Here is a 16,151-nt window from a genome sequence, read left to right on the forward strand (position 1 = left end):
TAGAGAAGCTGATAAGGAACTAAGAAGATTGAGTTAAAATCCTGTAATATACTGCAGGGTTTTTATTTTGAAGTGAAAATAGTGCCAATATTGCAATTATCTTATTCTGTTGTTTATTTACCAAAAAGGTTTTAAGATTTAGTTATTTTCTTGTTATTGATGATAGGTTTTTATGACTATTTTTATCCATAATATACTATCAAAAATAGATAGTTTAGCACCATCTTAATAGTGATTGTCTGTCTATAATAGATAATGTTTGAAAAAACACAATTATTAGGAGGAAACTAATTGCTAAAGAAAATATTCATTCAATTGATTGTTTTGGCAATGTTCATTGCCTTTATTCCTTTTGGGAATTTTGCAAGTGTGGCTGCCAAAGAATCTCCCAAAACAAATACGAAAGGAAACGAAAAAACTGAAGTAGTAGGAGAACGGACGCAAACTTCTAAAACGTTTAACAATTCTGATGGTACTTATACAACTGAAATATATGAAACGCCTATTCACTTTAAAGATAGTAAAGGTAACTGGAAAGATATTGATAACGACCTACAAAAAAAGAGAAATAATGGCAAAGGGCAATTTGAAAATAAAGGCAATAACTTTGCTGTGACATTTGATGAAAAACTTGAAGAGGAAACAAACAACGTACAAGTAGCAGATAACCAATACATCCTTAATATTGGATTAAAAGAAATGGAACAAAAAGGTGAAATCATTCCTGCTAAAGAGGTTATCGGGGTTGCTACAGATAACCAAATTGAGTACCAAAATGTTTTTGATAATATTTCCACTACATATTCTGTTGGAGAAAACTTTGTAAAAGAAGATATTATAATTAACAAAAAGCCCAAAAAAGGGTTACCACAAACCTTCTCATATCAGCTATCCCTTGAAAGTTTGACATATGAACAAATTAATAATCAAATCCATTTAAACGACGCTAAAACGGGTGAGTTGGTTTATGTTATAGAAGCTCCGTTTATGTATGATGCTTATAAACCTGTAGGCTTTCAATCTATTGACGGTACAAATTCTATACCAGAGGAAGCAAAATCTTATAATATCACGTTAAAAACAAGAAAAGAAAACAATACGTTATGGATTGATTTAACTCCAGATACAGCTTGGCTACAGGATACTAAAAGACAATACCCTATTGTCATTGATCCAACAATTGTACGTATCCAAGGAAACTCAAAAATGGTGGATACAACAATTCGTAAAAAGTTTCCAACGCAAACCGGAGGAAATGACACAGAATTAGCTACAGGTACAGCCACAGACGGAAATATTGTAAGAAGTTTATTGAAGTTTGATGTAACACCTATTCCAGAAAAAAGCATTATTATGTCTGCGGATGTAAGTCTTTATCTATCTTCAACTAATGATCCAACTCCTATTAATTTAAGTATGCATGCGATGAAACGTTCATGGGATGAAAATACAGCAACATGGAATAACTATTCAACAGCAGGAGGCTGGACAACAGTAGGGGGAGATTATAATACCACGCCTCTTTCAACTGTTACAGGAGTCTCTTCAGTACCGAGTAATGTAGAAGAAGGTATTAAACGATGGTCTATTCCAACGAGTATGGTGAGCGGATGGCTATATAATCCAGAATCAAATCTTGGTTTATTATTAAAAAGCACTTCAGAAAGTACAATGATTTACAAAAAATTCATCAGTAGTGAAAGCACAACCAACCCACTCGCCTATAAACCAAAACTTGTGGTTACTTATAAAACACCTAACCGTTTAGGTTTAGAAGATTATTGGGATTATGCCACACATGATATTTCAAATGGAACGAACTATGTAAATTTAGGCACAAATAATAATGTTGTTCAATACACAGATTTTAGCTTATTCAACTATGGAGGATTTGGTTTAGATTTTACTCGAACGTATAATAGTAAGGATTTTGAAAAATCTTCATTTGGCTATGGTTGGAGTTTTACAGGTTCAGAGAAATTATTTTATAATAATAAATATTTTAATGTCGAATATAAAGATGCAGATGGTACGGTCTATGTTTACTCATGGGATGGAGATAAGTATATTGCACCAGCAGGTAATTATGATAGTTTGGTTATGGTGGATAAGTACACTTTTAAACTGACTAGCAAAACTGGTATCACAACAACATTTAAAGTTAGAGAAAGCACTAGTGATACAGATATTGAAGTAGCCTATATTACAGAGCAAAAAGATTTAAATAGCAATACAATCACTTATAATTATGATACATCAAATCAGCTTACTTCTATCAGTACTAATCTAGGCACAAAATTACTGTTAACTTATACTGATGGGCTTATTACAAATGCAAAATACAATAAACAGGATATAACGTATACGTATACTGATGGTTATTTAACACGAGTACTGGTTAAGAAAGATGACACTACATCAACACCTACTTCGTTCTATTACACGACTAATGGACAGTTAACGAAAATCATTGATAGTAAACAAAAAATAATGCTTTATGGATATAATAGTGAATTAGATTTAGTATCTGTAAAAGAACCTTCATTAGACGGTCAAGTAGATTCTATCACTAATTACTCTTTAGATCGAACAAACAATATTGTGACAGTTACAAGCCCAGAAGGTACTGTTACACGCTATGGTTTAAATAACAATTTTAATGTAACGAAAATGTTTGATCCTTCAGGGGACACAACAACCTATACACTAGATGACAATAGCTATAATGTTCTTTCACAAAATGTTATTTATTCAGATGGATCTACTTATACTAAGAAATTTGAGTATGATACAAAGGGAAATTTATTAAGCACTAATGATTCAAAAGGTGGGATAGAATCCTATACTTATAATGAGTATAGTAATCTTTTAACTCAGACAGACGCCAATCAGCAAACAACTACCAACACTTATGAGAATGGTAATCTAAAAACCTCCACAACACCTAAGGGAGACACAACATCCTATATGTATAATGGCCATGGGGATTTGACACAAGTAAAATATCCGGATGGGAAAATCGAAACGTATAGTACAAGCTATGAGAATAATCAAAAACTAACAACCTATCAAGATATTGAATTAGGTATCACAACTGAAACTATAACTGATTTTAATGGAAATATCCTTTCTTATGAAGACGGAAAAAAGGGGAAAACTAGGTATCGCTACAATCTTAAAAATGAATTAGTAGAAGTAGAAGATGCTGCAAAGAAAATAACGACTTATACGTATGATGCCAACAGTAATTTAACATCTGTGATAAATGCTGATGGTAAAAAACAAATGTCTCTCAGCTATAATGCACAAAATGCCATAGAAAAAGAAACAAACGCCGAGGGAAAAGTAACATCTTATAATTATAATGCTGACGGAGCATTAACTGAGATTATCAAAGCATCAGATGAAAAAATCGCCTATACAACTTCAAGTGATACTAATACACAGACTGTGAAAGTAAATGGGGTTAATCAGTTTTCAACACAAGTAGATGGTTTATCCACTACTGTGACAAATCATACTCTAAATAATCAAAAAGTTACGTACACACAATCAGAAAATGAACTATTACAAAGAGTAGACATTAACGCACCTGTAAATCGCTCGATTATGTATACTTACAAAAATGAAAAAGATTTAGCAAGAATTCAATTTGGCCAAAATACAATTGAGTATGCATCAGATGAAAATGGTCAAACAACCAATGTCACACTCGATGGGCAATTATCAGCAAGCTTCATATGGAACAAAAACAACTTATTGGAGAGCACAACTTTTGTAAATGGTGCAGTTATTTTAAATAAGTATAAGGCGAATCAGTTACAAACTGAAACTTTGAAAACAAATAGTGAAGCAATTTGGCGTACAAATTCATATGAATATGATAAAAATCAGCAAATTACTAAAGTGACGAATAATGATGGAACAGTCACTTACACTTATGACCCTTTAAATCAGCTAATCAAAGAACAATACAGTAATGGTTTATCCATATCATACACATACGATTCAGTAGGAAACCGTACTTCTAAAACTATTTTGCAAAACGGTAGTTCAACTACAACCAGCTATAGTTATAATAATGCGAATCAAATGAAGACTGCTGGTGATAAGACTTATAATGTAAGTGCCAACGGAAATGTAGAAAACGATGGTGTATTCCAATATGTTTGGAATGCCTTTGATCAATTAACAGAAATCAAGTCTCCAACAGGTGCAACAGTTGCATCTTATCGTTATGATGAAAACGGACGTCGTGTATATAGTAAAGATAGTAATGGTGAAACGTATTATCGTTATAATGGTCTGACAAATCAAGTCTTGTTTGAAGAAGATGCAAGTGGAGTTATTACCAAATCCTATACCTATAACGATAATGGTTCCCCTTTAACAATGACATATTTGGGCTTAACTTATTACTACTTAACGAATTATCGAGGAGATGTATTAGCCTTAACAGATAAAAAGGGTGACATTGTTGCAGAATACACGTATGATGCATGGGGAAATATTATGAGCCAAAAAGGTAATATGGCAACTATTAACCCATATCGTTATGCAGGATATCGATATGATGAAGATACTAAACTATACTATTTGATGGCGCGTTATTATAATCCAGATACAGGTGTGTTTTTATCGTTAGATCCTTTACGTGGAAATACAATGAATCCTTTATCATTAAATGGCTATAATTATGCGAATAATAATCCAGTGATGAATGTGGATCCTGATGGGGAATCTTGGAAAAACGCTCTTTGGAATTCTAAGAAAATATTATCGACGTTAATAAATATGGCTTTAATGGTTGCTGTATCTGGTTTGGGTGGCTTAGTCAGTGGTAAACTCTTTTTGAAAAGCGTCAAACAACTTGCCCAAGCTAAGAAACATATATTCGCTAAAAGTATTAGAAAATCTCTTCAAAGAAGAGGTGTGTCTAATTTAGTGATAAGTGGTATAATTTCAGGTTTAGTTGTGTTTACCGATTTCTTGGTTAATATAGGTAGCCCAGGTGAAATTTTATTTGATTATCTCGATCGAAGAGATGCAAAACGTAAAAATGGTTATTTCAATGGTTGGTAGAATAGATAAGATTACTACAGTAAAAAGAAGGGGAAATATAGGCGTTCTTTAACCTATAATTCAATTTTTAATGATAAAATTTCTTTCAATGAGAGTATTTTTGTATTGTATATTTTTAATGATGTTTACAGTAATATTTACTACAAAACAAAACTTTTATATCATTTATATTTTTATTTGGATTTTTTGGATGTTTGAGCTTTATTTAATCCATTATAAAAAAATAAATAATAAAACAGGTTCAAAGTGGCTTAACAACCTGTGGATTGTGATAGTATTAATTACTTTTATTACAATTCAATTGTATTTGGAGTTCAAATTGTAAGAATAAATAATAGAAAATCATAGTATATTACTTATGCACATTTTTGTAATCATGAGGTAATAAACAGTAAATGGTGGGTAAAGCTGGCTTATTAAAGTCAGCTTTATTTTTTTTATACGATGATTTGTCAAATTAAGTGCAACAATTGCTCATTAAAAGCTTCGTTTGCAGTTTTCCAACCAAGACATTTTCTTGGTCGATTGTTGATATAGTTTAATGGTTCTGTAAGTTCTTCTGGTGATACTTCTTCGAAATTTGTTTGCTTAGGGAAGAATTCGCGAAGTAATCCATTTCCATTTTCGTTACTTCCGCGTTGCCAAGAAGAATATGCGTCCGCAAAATAAACATCAATTTTCAAGTCTTTTTCTAACACTTTATAGCAGCTAAATTCTTTACCTCTGTCTGTTGTGGCTGTTTTTATAGTGCCTTTTGGTAATTTAGTATGAAGAAGACGTACTGCTCTTGAGCGATCTGGTATCAAAAAGCCAACATACCACCGTGTCATTCGCTCAATACATGTTGCTACACAACCTTTTGCTTTCCCACGTCCAGATACAATTGTATCTAACTCCCAATGTCCAAAGGTTTCACGTTTACGTACTTCTTTTGGGTGTTTAGAAATTGGTGTACCAATGTTAAATCTACCCCTTGTTTCGCGGGGCTTTTGACGCTTACCTTTTTGACGGAGAACGGTTATAGGCACTTCTAAAAGACCATCCTAAATCCAGCGATAGATGGTTTTAAAACGCAGATGTCCTTGATACAAGCGGCCGACAATTTGTTCAGGTGACCAAGTATCCCGCAACTTTTCTTGAACAGCTTATTTCGAAAAAAATGCTTAGAAAGAATGCGCCAGATTTATGCGAAAAAATTGTTAAGCGATACAAAGCATACTCATCTGAATTGAGAAAAATAAGAATAGCTAAAATTGTAGCTGAAATAGAAGTTGCTGCTACCACACTACATAACCAAGGTTTTTATCCAAGTATAGGAAAATCCAAAGGGAATTAGGTAACAAAAGTATTTTTTTGGAAGGAGGAATTAGACGAGTTTGGATAGAAGTGGTAATAAGTTTAGGTTACAAAGTGGATTAAACCATAAGATTTCCTAAAATAAAAATATCAAACATAATGCTTCCAAAAGTTTAAATTCTAGTCGAATTTGGAGTTTCGGAAGCATTATTTTATGAACTTTTATAATTTATCTGGGTGTTTTATATTAATTTGGAATGGGATTTTCCCGAAAAGCTCTTTTGTATTAATGCGTGGAAACTACATCGTTTATTGAACGGAAATTTTATGATTTACGTCACATAAATAAGAATAAAGGTAACATCATCTGAAATGTGTGCAGATACAGATATTTTAAATACATTTGGCTATGATTTATTTACTAAGCTTTTACTGAAATTAAGGTTAAGCGGTACACTACTACAGGAAAAAGATTTACATCAACAAAATAGGGTATACTATATTTGTTGAATAGATTTCTTTAAAGGCAGGAAAAGTAGGTGAACCAAAGTGGGGAAATATCAATTGGATACCAAAGGTAAGGCAGCTGTGGCTAAGTATCATGAAAAACACAAGCCAGCCAAATTCGATAAAAAGCAGCAACTTGAGAAAATACGTGCAGAGTATTTGAAAAAGAAGCAAGAACAAACCGATCAATAATATGAATGAAAACATAGGAAGATTAATATCTCCCTATGTTTTTCTTTGATATTGACGGTAGAATTCATTATTTTCCTAAATTGTAGATTCGGTGACAGAAAACTTGTCATCAGTTATCCATTCTACATTATTCGATTTTGACATTTCTTGTCCCACCTAGCATTTTTTATTTGTTGTCATAGGGAAGACATCTTCATTGGAAAAACAAATAAAAGATTTGGTATGGAAAAGTGATGACATTTGAAGGAAATCATGATTTATACCATACTAAAGCAAAAGAAATCGTAAAAAGGTTTGGAGAATTTATGAATGAAGTAAAATGAATTAACCCACCTCAATTGCAAAGGTGAGAACGTGTCGACTAGAGTAAACAACCTCAACCAGCATTATAATATAGCATGAATGTATTTATTGTAGACTTAGTGTGTTAAGGCTATAGCAAAATTCAGTGAAATTTTTACAAAATGCCCCCCTTTTTTACTAAGCTCCTATTATGATACAAAATCCTCTTATGCAGAAAATATAATTATTGTAATTTAGTATAAATATGATTATTTTTGAAAACAGAGGAGCGTTATATGAGGAAAAAGATACTATTACTAATGGTTGTTTTAACGATTGCGATTAATAATCTTTACTTTGCATCAAATGTTTATGCAGCTGAAATGATTTTTAACGATGTGGATCAAAAGCATTGGGCAGCAAAGGAAATCCAATACTTATCTCAACAAAATATTATTCAAGGAAGTCCGGATGGGAGTTTTGCACCTAATGATCAATTAACGCGTTTACAAATTGCGTTAATGGTTACGAGAGCGAAGGGATATAGTGTGATCGATCGACCTGACCCACAGTTGGTTGATGTAAAAAATGAAGATGCTCATTTCGATATCATTTCTGCCGTCATGGCTGAAGGGGTTTTTGATGATGTTGTAAAGGGGCAAGAATTTAAACCGAGCGCATTTGTGACAAGGGAGGAAATGTCATCGATTCTATCAAGAGCTTTTGAATTAAGTGGTCTTTCTTCAGTTCAATTTAAGGATGTTACACCGAACGATTGGGCTTATTCGTCTGTTCAGGCATTAGTGAAAAATGAAATTGTTTTTGGTTTTGCGGATGGGACGTTTCAACCAGAACGCTTTTTAACGAGAGCAGAATTTGCCGTGATGATGGCGAGGTTATTAGATGAAACATATCGTGTAGCACCAGAGCCGCCAAAAGCGCAAGCTCCTGTAGAAGAACCTCAGCTAAATAAAATGTACATAACGGTTCCAATTGTTAAGCAAAATCCAGAATTGCCAAATGGCTGTGAAATAACCTCTTTAACAGCTGTCTTAAACTATTATGGATTTTCCACAAACAAAATGGAAATGGCCAATAATTATTTACCAAAGGAATCATTTACCTATCAAAATAATAAAAGATACGGTCCGAATCCTTATAAGGCATATGCAGGTGACCCTCGTTTAGAGACAGGCTTCTTTTCTTATGCACCTCCCATTGTTGCGGCTGCTGAAAATTTTTTCGTTGGAAGAACGACTAAATATACAGCAACTGATGTAAGCGGCAAGGAAAAAGAGTTTTTCTATGAGAAAATTAATCATAACGTTCCAGTAGTCATTTGGGTAACCTTGGATTTAAGTACGCCAAAAGTATCGTCTTCTTGGTATTTCAGTGATACAAAGGAATATTTTAAAGCACCGATTAATCTACATGCTGTTGTGTTAGTTGGATATAATGAGCTCAATAATACCGTTCATGTGATGAATCCGCTAAAAGGAAGAGTCTCACATAATGCCGAGAAGTTTTTCAGAAGCTATAAAGAACTGGGAAGCCAGGCGATGATTGTTGAGAGAAATAAATAGAGTAGAATAAGGGGTAAAATTAAGTTTGCGAAAGTAATGGATAGTAAGGTTGTATAGTTACATAGGAATTATTTTGATGCTAATATGAAAATTATTTTGTAAACGATATTGATATGCCCATTGTAAAAATGGATTGAAATAATTCACATATCGATATCGATCACTTTTAATGTTGGAAGACAATCCAAAGGCAAGAGGAACTATAAAAGTTGATAATTTATTACAAAAGTAGCTACAAATTAAACAATGGCAAGTTGAAGAACAAGAAAAGAGTAAAAAAATATAGCAAACGGTTATTGAGTAGTGAAGAAAGCTATTATCATCGATAAAAATTAAAGAGGTGAAGACAGCCATATTATGAAGAGGAAACGAGAGTCTGTTTAACAGGCTCTTTTTTTATATTCTTTTGAAAGCCTCTTACAATACGAGTAGTTTCAATAAGCTTTTAGCTATGGACAAGAAAAAAATCCCCAGCCGTACAATGAATCTAGGTCTGGTCAAACGACTTCGTACGAAAGGGGATCCAAATGGATAATAAAAGTTTAGCACATATAACATGGAATTGTAAGTATCACATCGTCTTTGCAATAAAGTATAGAAGGCAAATTATTTATGGTCAAATTAAAGTAGTTATAGATAGAATTCTTCGCCAATTATATGAGGTGTAGAATTTATTGAAACAACCGCCTATCTTATCATTTTCATATTTGATAAGTATCCCACCAAAATTAAGTGTTTCATCATTTGTAGGCTATTTGAAAAGGTAAAGTAGTTTTATGATATTTAATCGACATTCGAACCTGATATAAACGGCTACTTGCTCGCCTTTAGCTGTTAGTGAGAAAATAAAGTGCAGTTGGCGGACCTTTCAGAATGTTGTTAGACATAGGCGAGTACTTCAGCATTAGCGCAGGTATTACGATTGCTAAATATGCTGCCACCTTAGTTAAGGGAACGGTGAAAATTGTTGGGGGTGGTACCATTCAATCGAAAACTATGCTGCCCAAGTGCAAGAAGCACATGAACAGGAACAGCAGTTAGGAGGGGGTGAACAGTGGATCAAATGGATGTAAAAGAACCGATTTCAATTTTTACAAGCGCTTATCAAACCGCAGATTTTATAAAATCAATGGGTGATTTAGCATCATTAGCAGTTAATGTATACTCTTTGATTTGGGAGTTTCTCGTCCAAGTAATTCCTCCTCCGTACTGCTTACAGAGACAGAGTGTAAGGTGAGTAGTACCTTACATACTTATCATATTATTTATAGTGTTTATAGACAAATTAGAGTTTGTAGAAAAATAAAAAGAACAAGTCTAAAAAAGAGCTTGTTCTAATAGTTCATATATTATTAAACATTAGCTTTGATTTCCTCTGTTTCAACAATAAAAACCATCACCACTATATTTATTATTATCCTTCACTGTGCTAAGACATCCTACCGCTTCACCAGCGACGGAGAATAATTTTTCGACCTCCCAACTGGGCATATATCATTAGGAGTTACTCACTTCTCGACATCATAGTCATTGGCAATTCTCCCATTTCAGTTTATTTCCATAGAAGTTATCAAGATCATCAAACGAAGCTCTGAAGACATTTAAATTAAAGTCAGTCGGCTCCAGCGTACCTTGAATGAATCCCAGCATGTCATTCGAGACGTTAGAAGCATCCACAGCCCATTCGTTCACCACTTTATATACTTCTTTGTCATAAGCCGTTTTTTTAGTTATAAGGACCGATGTAGCTAAGTTCTGTGTGATGCCGTTATAAGCGTTGATTGCGTTATCGAAATTTAGTGATCCACCTTCATTAAGTGCCACTCGTTTAAACTCAAGGTAATTAGCATACATTTCGTCTAAAGCAATTGCGTATTCAGGTGATAGACAAGATTTATCAGTAGCTGGCTTGTTTATTACCTCAACTGCTTCTACCTCTTTGGTTTCTATCACCTCAGGATTTTCACCTTCTGGGCTCAAACTTTCTTGTTTGTTCTCTGTAAGATAACCATTGGTTGATAAGAGATACCCTATAACTACAATAGCCATCACTATAATAGATGTTAAAATTGCAATTATTACTTTGTAAACGTTATTCTTTTTCATTTTTCAATAACCCCCAAATTATGCCTTGAAATATAACCATTCTGCCCTAAATACATCTTTTATTTGATCGAATTTATAGGATTTTACTTCAAAAATAAGCATTCCTAATTGTTGATGAAAAACATAATATCAGATTCATACCTAAACGCTTCATTAAATATATTTATTGGCATTTATTGTAAATTAAAGGCTTTATTTTTTAAATGCATCTTTTAATATTGTTAATAAAAAGTTCTTTTATTTAACATCTCATTTTGGTTTAATTTTGCATAAAACCACATTACATCATTAAATATAAAAACTTAACTTATAAAATTATTATATACTATAGTGGTAGTTAAGTGGTAACTTATCCCTAATTATCTAATTCTTCTGTAGTGTGAGTATAGAGAGCAGTTTAGTTTTAATATCCAAATGCATGGATAGTCTTTAAGTAAATGCCGAAGATATGAAGAAACCCCGTTTTTTTTTAATTTTTAGTAGGTAGAATGTGGCGATGTCGGTATTTAAACGAGCCCTCCTCTGACATTAATAGATATTGAGGTAGCCTTTTATAAAAACGATAAATGAAAAACTGAAAATTAAATGATAGCAATAATCCGCCTGAATTATTGATTGACCACAGATAACGTGTATGGATCTTTAGAAGAAATTTTTATTGAGTATACAAGATTTCTTTATCAAGGATAAACAACGATTCAACACTATATGTTTTCTAGTATGCCAAGTCAAACAAAATAACTTTATAGATTAGATGAAAACTTTTACTTATACCTATTACTAGCTATATACAGGGATTACTGAAGCGGAGTTTTTTCTAAATAGGATTTAAGACAATTAGAAAAAGCTCAATGCATTGTAATTTCTAATTCTATGTCAATATTTGCGATTACCGCATACTTTTTAATTATAATTTCAGCTTATTAACAATATCAAAATTCCTTATATATTAGGGGGCGGTCTATATTTGAAAACTTAAATTGTTTTTGGTTATTTTATGATTATTTACTATGTAAATTGTAAATTATATCAAAATTTTGTTTTTATAATATGTGTTAAAAATAAGTAATTATATTATTCATGGTTCCGCTTATAGCATAGCTTTCAAATGGATTATTAAAAAATCAGTAGTGAGTATGTACTTTTCGAAAAGTATTTTTTTGTCTTTAAAGTGGAGAGAGCAATTTATATAGCAATACTTAGAATTGGAGGAAGTTAAAAATGGGTAGGAAACAACCTATAGGATTACACAAAGCACAGAAATTTATAATTATTATTAGTGCATTTGTGTTCACTTTATTTTTGGCTATTAAAACGGTGGATTTTACCGATCAAATTCGATTTTTTTCCTTATTGAAGGATAAACAGTTTTTCACTTCTGTTGATAAAAACATTAAAAGTTTATATAATCCAGATTCAAATCAGTTGGATTTATCATTATTAACGAAAATTATATCGTTTGTTAATGAAGTAATATTGTTATTAATATTGTTATTATTAATATATTATTTTGTGTTATTTCTAATGAAAATTTTAAATACTGATTTATTGAGACAATTTACCTTATTATTTAAACTAATGAAACATAATTTAACTTATATCTCTTCGTTGGAAAAGATTTTAATAAAAGGTCTATATACTGTACCCTTTTTATTGCCGCTAATTTTTAATTTTGATTGGAACGCAGCTTTACTAATTATCATTGTTTTGTTAATATCATTTCTCTTTGTGAAATATTTATATGTAAAGACATTTAAAATCATTGCTATAAGTCTAGTAATTACCATCATTTTGGATTTTATAGTCATTTGTAATTTTCCTATAGAATATAAAAAATTATTAGTAATGATGGATTTATTTACGGCTACATATTCTTTTATAAGTATGATGGTTATTATAATTTGGGTATTTTATCGAACGATTAAGTTTGAATATTTAATAGCAGATTTAGAGAAAAAATTTTTGTTTGTTGAATATTTTACTGTTGATAAAAAGATTGGCTTTTATTCATCATTAGAGATTAGTTTTTTTAAGCGAAAAAGATATAGTAGGCGAGAAATTGCGAATGAGAGAGCGCAAATAATTAAACGCCGTAATAGTATGAATTTATATATAAGTTTTTATATTACAGTAATTGTATTCGCAACAGCATTATTGTTATTGAAAGTTTCTAATGACTATTTTTTAACATTTTTAATCATGTCACTTCTGTTTATTTCCACAAGATTTTTAATGAGAGGATATGAGATTTTAAAAGCGTTTTTTGTCGATGTAATTTCGGATCGCATAAAGTCGTCTTCTTTAAACTCAATGGATAGAATAATACTGATAATAAAAAGTCTAATCGAGATTGCGTTTCTATCATTCATTGTGAAGGTAACCTATTATTATTTAGTGAATGATTTAAGCAGTAGTTCGATTGAAGTCAAAAATATAATTAATTTGTTTTTGGGAAGTTTCGCTACACAATTATTTAATGTATCATATTCCCTTGATCAAGGTATATTCTTTGGAATTATTCACATAATACAAATCATAATTTCAAGTTGTTTAATCTTATTCTGTTTTGCGTTATATAGCGGCAAAATAATCAAATATCCTAAATATGAAGTAACCAAAAACTTATTAGGTAAGTTTGAAGTTTATGAATATAATGATCAAACAGGAAATAATATAGTTGAGTTTGAAAATTTATTACAACTGAGAAGAGATTTAAGCACAGCTAAAAATAGTAAAATTATGTATATGAATATAAAAGAAGCATATAATTATTTATTAGATTGGGAACAAAAAAATGATGAATTAAAGTCATATTTGCAGAAATAAAAAAGCTTTATTTGATGATTTTAAAGTATAAAAGTTCCATTTTTTTGTGAAGTTTTAATATGGAAATCCTGTTATTTCAATTCTTTCGGACAAGCTTAATAAAGTCACATAATATCTTAGCTGTTTAAGTAATAAATACTTTACAGAAAATGTGACGGTGAGTTGTTAATGATTCCAGTAAAATATTTTTCAAGAGACTAGTTGGTTCATTAAAGTACATGTGAGTAAAGCACAACCTCCAGCCATATAATATAGCATGAATGCACCTAGTCTAGGCTAGGTGCATTTCATGTTGTTGAAAAAAGATGATGTCAACGGCAGAAAAAGCAAATTTGCAAGGTGAGAGGTTGATTTCCGTTCCGCCAGCGCCCTTTCCAGGGGGCGTCCGATGAGCCGCTTCACTCACTTACGCTCGCTCCAGGATCTCATCTGTGACGCCAAATCCCCTAGGAGTGACGCTGGCTCCACTCCAATCAACCATTCTGCAAAGTGTCTTTACTTTTTTTCATAGTAGTAGAGCGATCAAATAGCCCACTATCTGTATTCTTAGAGGGGATAAACTCTTATTTTCAATATGGAGAAGTGATGCGTGACACACCTCTTCATAAAAAGTAGTGAACACCTTCCCTTTATTTGAAAACCTTTACTAAAAAGAAATATTTTTATGGATTGGAGTGGAGGGCTACTTGACTCCCGTGGGATAGCGAGACAGGCGAGCCCCTACACGGAGCGGTAGCGGAGGAAGCGGCTCGGCGCTCGCCCACAGGAAAGCAAGTAGCCTGCAACGGAAATCTATTTTCACCTTTCACAAAAAGTCTATTGATGGTTTTGTTTTTCAACACTATGGAATGCACCTAGTCTAGGCTAGGTGCATTTTCTTTCAATGTAATGTCAGCATGTATGTTCATTTCAAAACTACCTCAAATAGAAGGTCTTCTCCCCAACCTAAAATTCATATACATAAAATAAAAGCTAATGGGAGTAGTGATTATTGGACAAACAACATCATAAGTACAGATGGGTTGTGTTTGTTGCTGTATTGTTTACCTATTTGTTAATGGCAAGTCAGCGAACTGCTCCAGGGTTAATTACGGACCAATTGATGAAGGATTTTGGTGTGACAGCATCGACGATCGGGTTATTGACGAGTATACAATTTTTTGTGTATACAGGTTTGCAGATTCCGATGGGGATTTTAGCGGATCGGTTTGGGCCGAATTTTTTTCTTATCGTTGGTGCTGCCCTTACAGGATTAGGTACAATTCTTTATAGTTTAGGTACACATGAATTCGTACTGTTTTTCTCTAGAATGCTTACTGGGGTAGGGGATGCGACCATATGGGTGAATATGGTGCTCATTTTGGCGCAATGGTTTCAGAAAAAGGAGTTTGTCCGATTAATTGGTTTTGCTGGGATGACCGGGAGTCTTGGTTTCTTATTGGCGACAGTCCCTTTTGCGACTTTGATCCTGTTATTTGGTTGGCGGATCACATTTTTTTCAACGGGGCTCTTATTATGCTTATGTGGAGTGCTTCTTTATTTTGTGCTTGTGAAAACTACAAAACGAATTTTTGCAGAAGAATTAGTCGTTGTAAATGAAGAAGTACAACGTGAAAAAACCTCTGTTTTATTACGCAGAATATGTTCGAGTCGACAAGCGTGGGCTTTATTTTTTTGTCATTTTGGCGTTGTGGGAGGCTATGTTGGCTTTATCAGCTCGTGGGCTGTTCCGTATGGGATCAATATGTATGAGATGACACGTGCTGAGGCAAGCCAGCTCATTATGATTGGATTGATTGGGGCACTGATGGGAGCTCCGTTAACGAGTTGGGTTGCAGGTTGGTTAGGAACGATTAAAAAGCCTTATATTGTTGTTCATATTGCAGTTTTAGTGAGTTGGTTTGCCTTTCTTTTATTGAAAGGGCATCCATCCATTTTCATGCTCATTGTCCTGTTCTTTATCATCGGCTTTGGATATGGTGCAAGTGCCTTGACTTTTGCAGCTGTTCGCCAAACTTTCCCTTTAGCTGAATCAGGTATCGTTTCGGGGTTTGCCAATACAGGGGGCTTTCTAAGTGCAGCATTATTACCCATTATGTTTGGCTATATTTTGGATTATTTTCAGTCTGCCTCAGGTAACATCAGTGATGGATATTACTATGGTTTCATCTCGCCAGTCGCATTCTCTGTTATGGGCTTAATTGGGGTGATGTTGTTTAAGGAAAGGCGTGTGGAAACAGGAGGTTGAGAACATCCTTTTATCCTACTTATAAACAG

General features: G+C 32.9%; 7 protein-coding genes and 2 pseudogenes. 7 read left to right on the top strand and 2 right to left on the bottom strand.

Annotated elements, in window-relative coordinates:
• The first annotated feature begins 291 nt into the window (after positions 1-291).
• Positions 292-5,082, top strand: coding sequence for a DNRLRE domain-containing protein (locus MHI34_RS12005; RefSeq protein ID WP_342503483.1), 4,791 nt, complete (start codon positions 292-294; stop codon positions 5,080-5,082).
• 452 nt (positions 5,083-5,534) lie between these two features.
• On the opposite strand, the pseudogene MHI34_RS12010 reads toward MHI34_RS12005, so the two are convergent.
• Positions 5,535-6,212, bottom strand: a pseudogene (locus tag MHI34_RS12010) (IS30 family transposase); the annotation flags it as partial.
• A 715-nt stretch (positions 6,213-6,927) separates the two neighbouring features.
• On the opposite strand from MHI34_RS12010, the gene MHI34_RS12015 reads away from it, so the two are divergent.
• From MHI34_RS12015 to MHI34_RS12030, 4 genes and pseudogenes are all read left to right on the top strand, one after another.
• Positions 6,928-7,077 carry a hypothetical protein gene (locus MHI34_RS12015; RefSeq protein ID WP_186436198.1) on the top strand — a complete coding sequence of 50 codons (150 nt, stop codon included), beginning with the start codon at positions 6,928-6,930 and terminating at the stop codon, positions 7,075-7,077.
• A 578-nt stretch (positions 7,078-7,655) separates the two neighbouring features.
• Positions 7,656-8,942 carry an S-layer homology domain-containing protein gene (locus tag MHI34_RS12020; protein ID WP_342503484.1) on the top strand — a complete coding sequence of 429 codons (1,287 nt, stop codon included), beginning with the start codon at positions 7,656-7,658 and terminating at the stop codon, positions 8,940-8,942.
• A 527-nt stretch (positions 8,943-9,469) separates the two neighbouring features.
• Positions 9,470-9,706 (top strand): annotated as a pseudogene (locus tag MHI34_RS12025) (transposase); the annotation flags it as partial.
• Between the two features lie 290 nt (positions 9,707-9,996).
• Positions 9,997-10,179 carry a hypothetical protein gene (locus tag MHI34_RS12030; RefSeq protein WP_036122923.1) on the top strand — a complete coding sequence of 61 codons (183 nt, stop codon included), beginning with the start codon at positions 9,997-9,999 and terminating at the stop codon, positions 10,177-10,179.
• A gap of 290 nt (positions 10,180-10,469) precedes the next feature.
• On the opposite strand, the gene MHI34_RS12035 is transcribed toward MHI34_RS12030, so the two are convergent.
• Positions 10,470-11,048 carry a hypothetical protein gene (locus MHI34_RS12035; protein WP_036122920.1) on the bottom strand — a complete coding sequence of 193 codons (579 nt, stop codon included), beginning with the start codon at positions 11,046-11,048 and terminating at the stop codon, positions 10,470-10,472.
• A 1,221-nt stretch (positions 11,049-12,269) separates the two neighbouring features.
• Here MHI34_RS12035 and MHI34_RS12040 point away from each other — a divergent pair.
• Positions 12,270-13,874, top strand: coding sequence for a hypothetical protein (locus MHI34_RS12040; RefSeq protein WP_058844395.1), 1,605 nt, complete (start codon positions 12,270-12,272; stop codon positions 13,872-13,874).
• A 991-nt stretch (positions 13,875-14,865) separates the two neighbouring features.
• Positions 14,866-16,122 (top strand): MFS transporter, encoded by a 1,257-nt coding sequence (locus MHI34_RS12045; RefSeq protein WP_058844804.1) that lies wholly within the window; start codon positions 14,866-14,868, stop codon positions 16,120-16,122.
• Positions 16,123-16,151: the final 29 nt, after the last annotated feature.

The organism is Lysinibacillus sp. FSL L8-0126 (genome assembly GCF_038630385.1).
In the GTDB taxonomy this organism is placed as follows: Bacteria; Bacillota; Bacilli; order Bacillales_A; family Planococcaceae; genus Lysinibacillus; species Lysinibacillus fusiformis_D.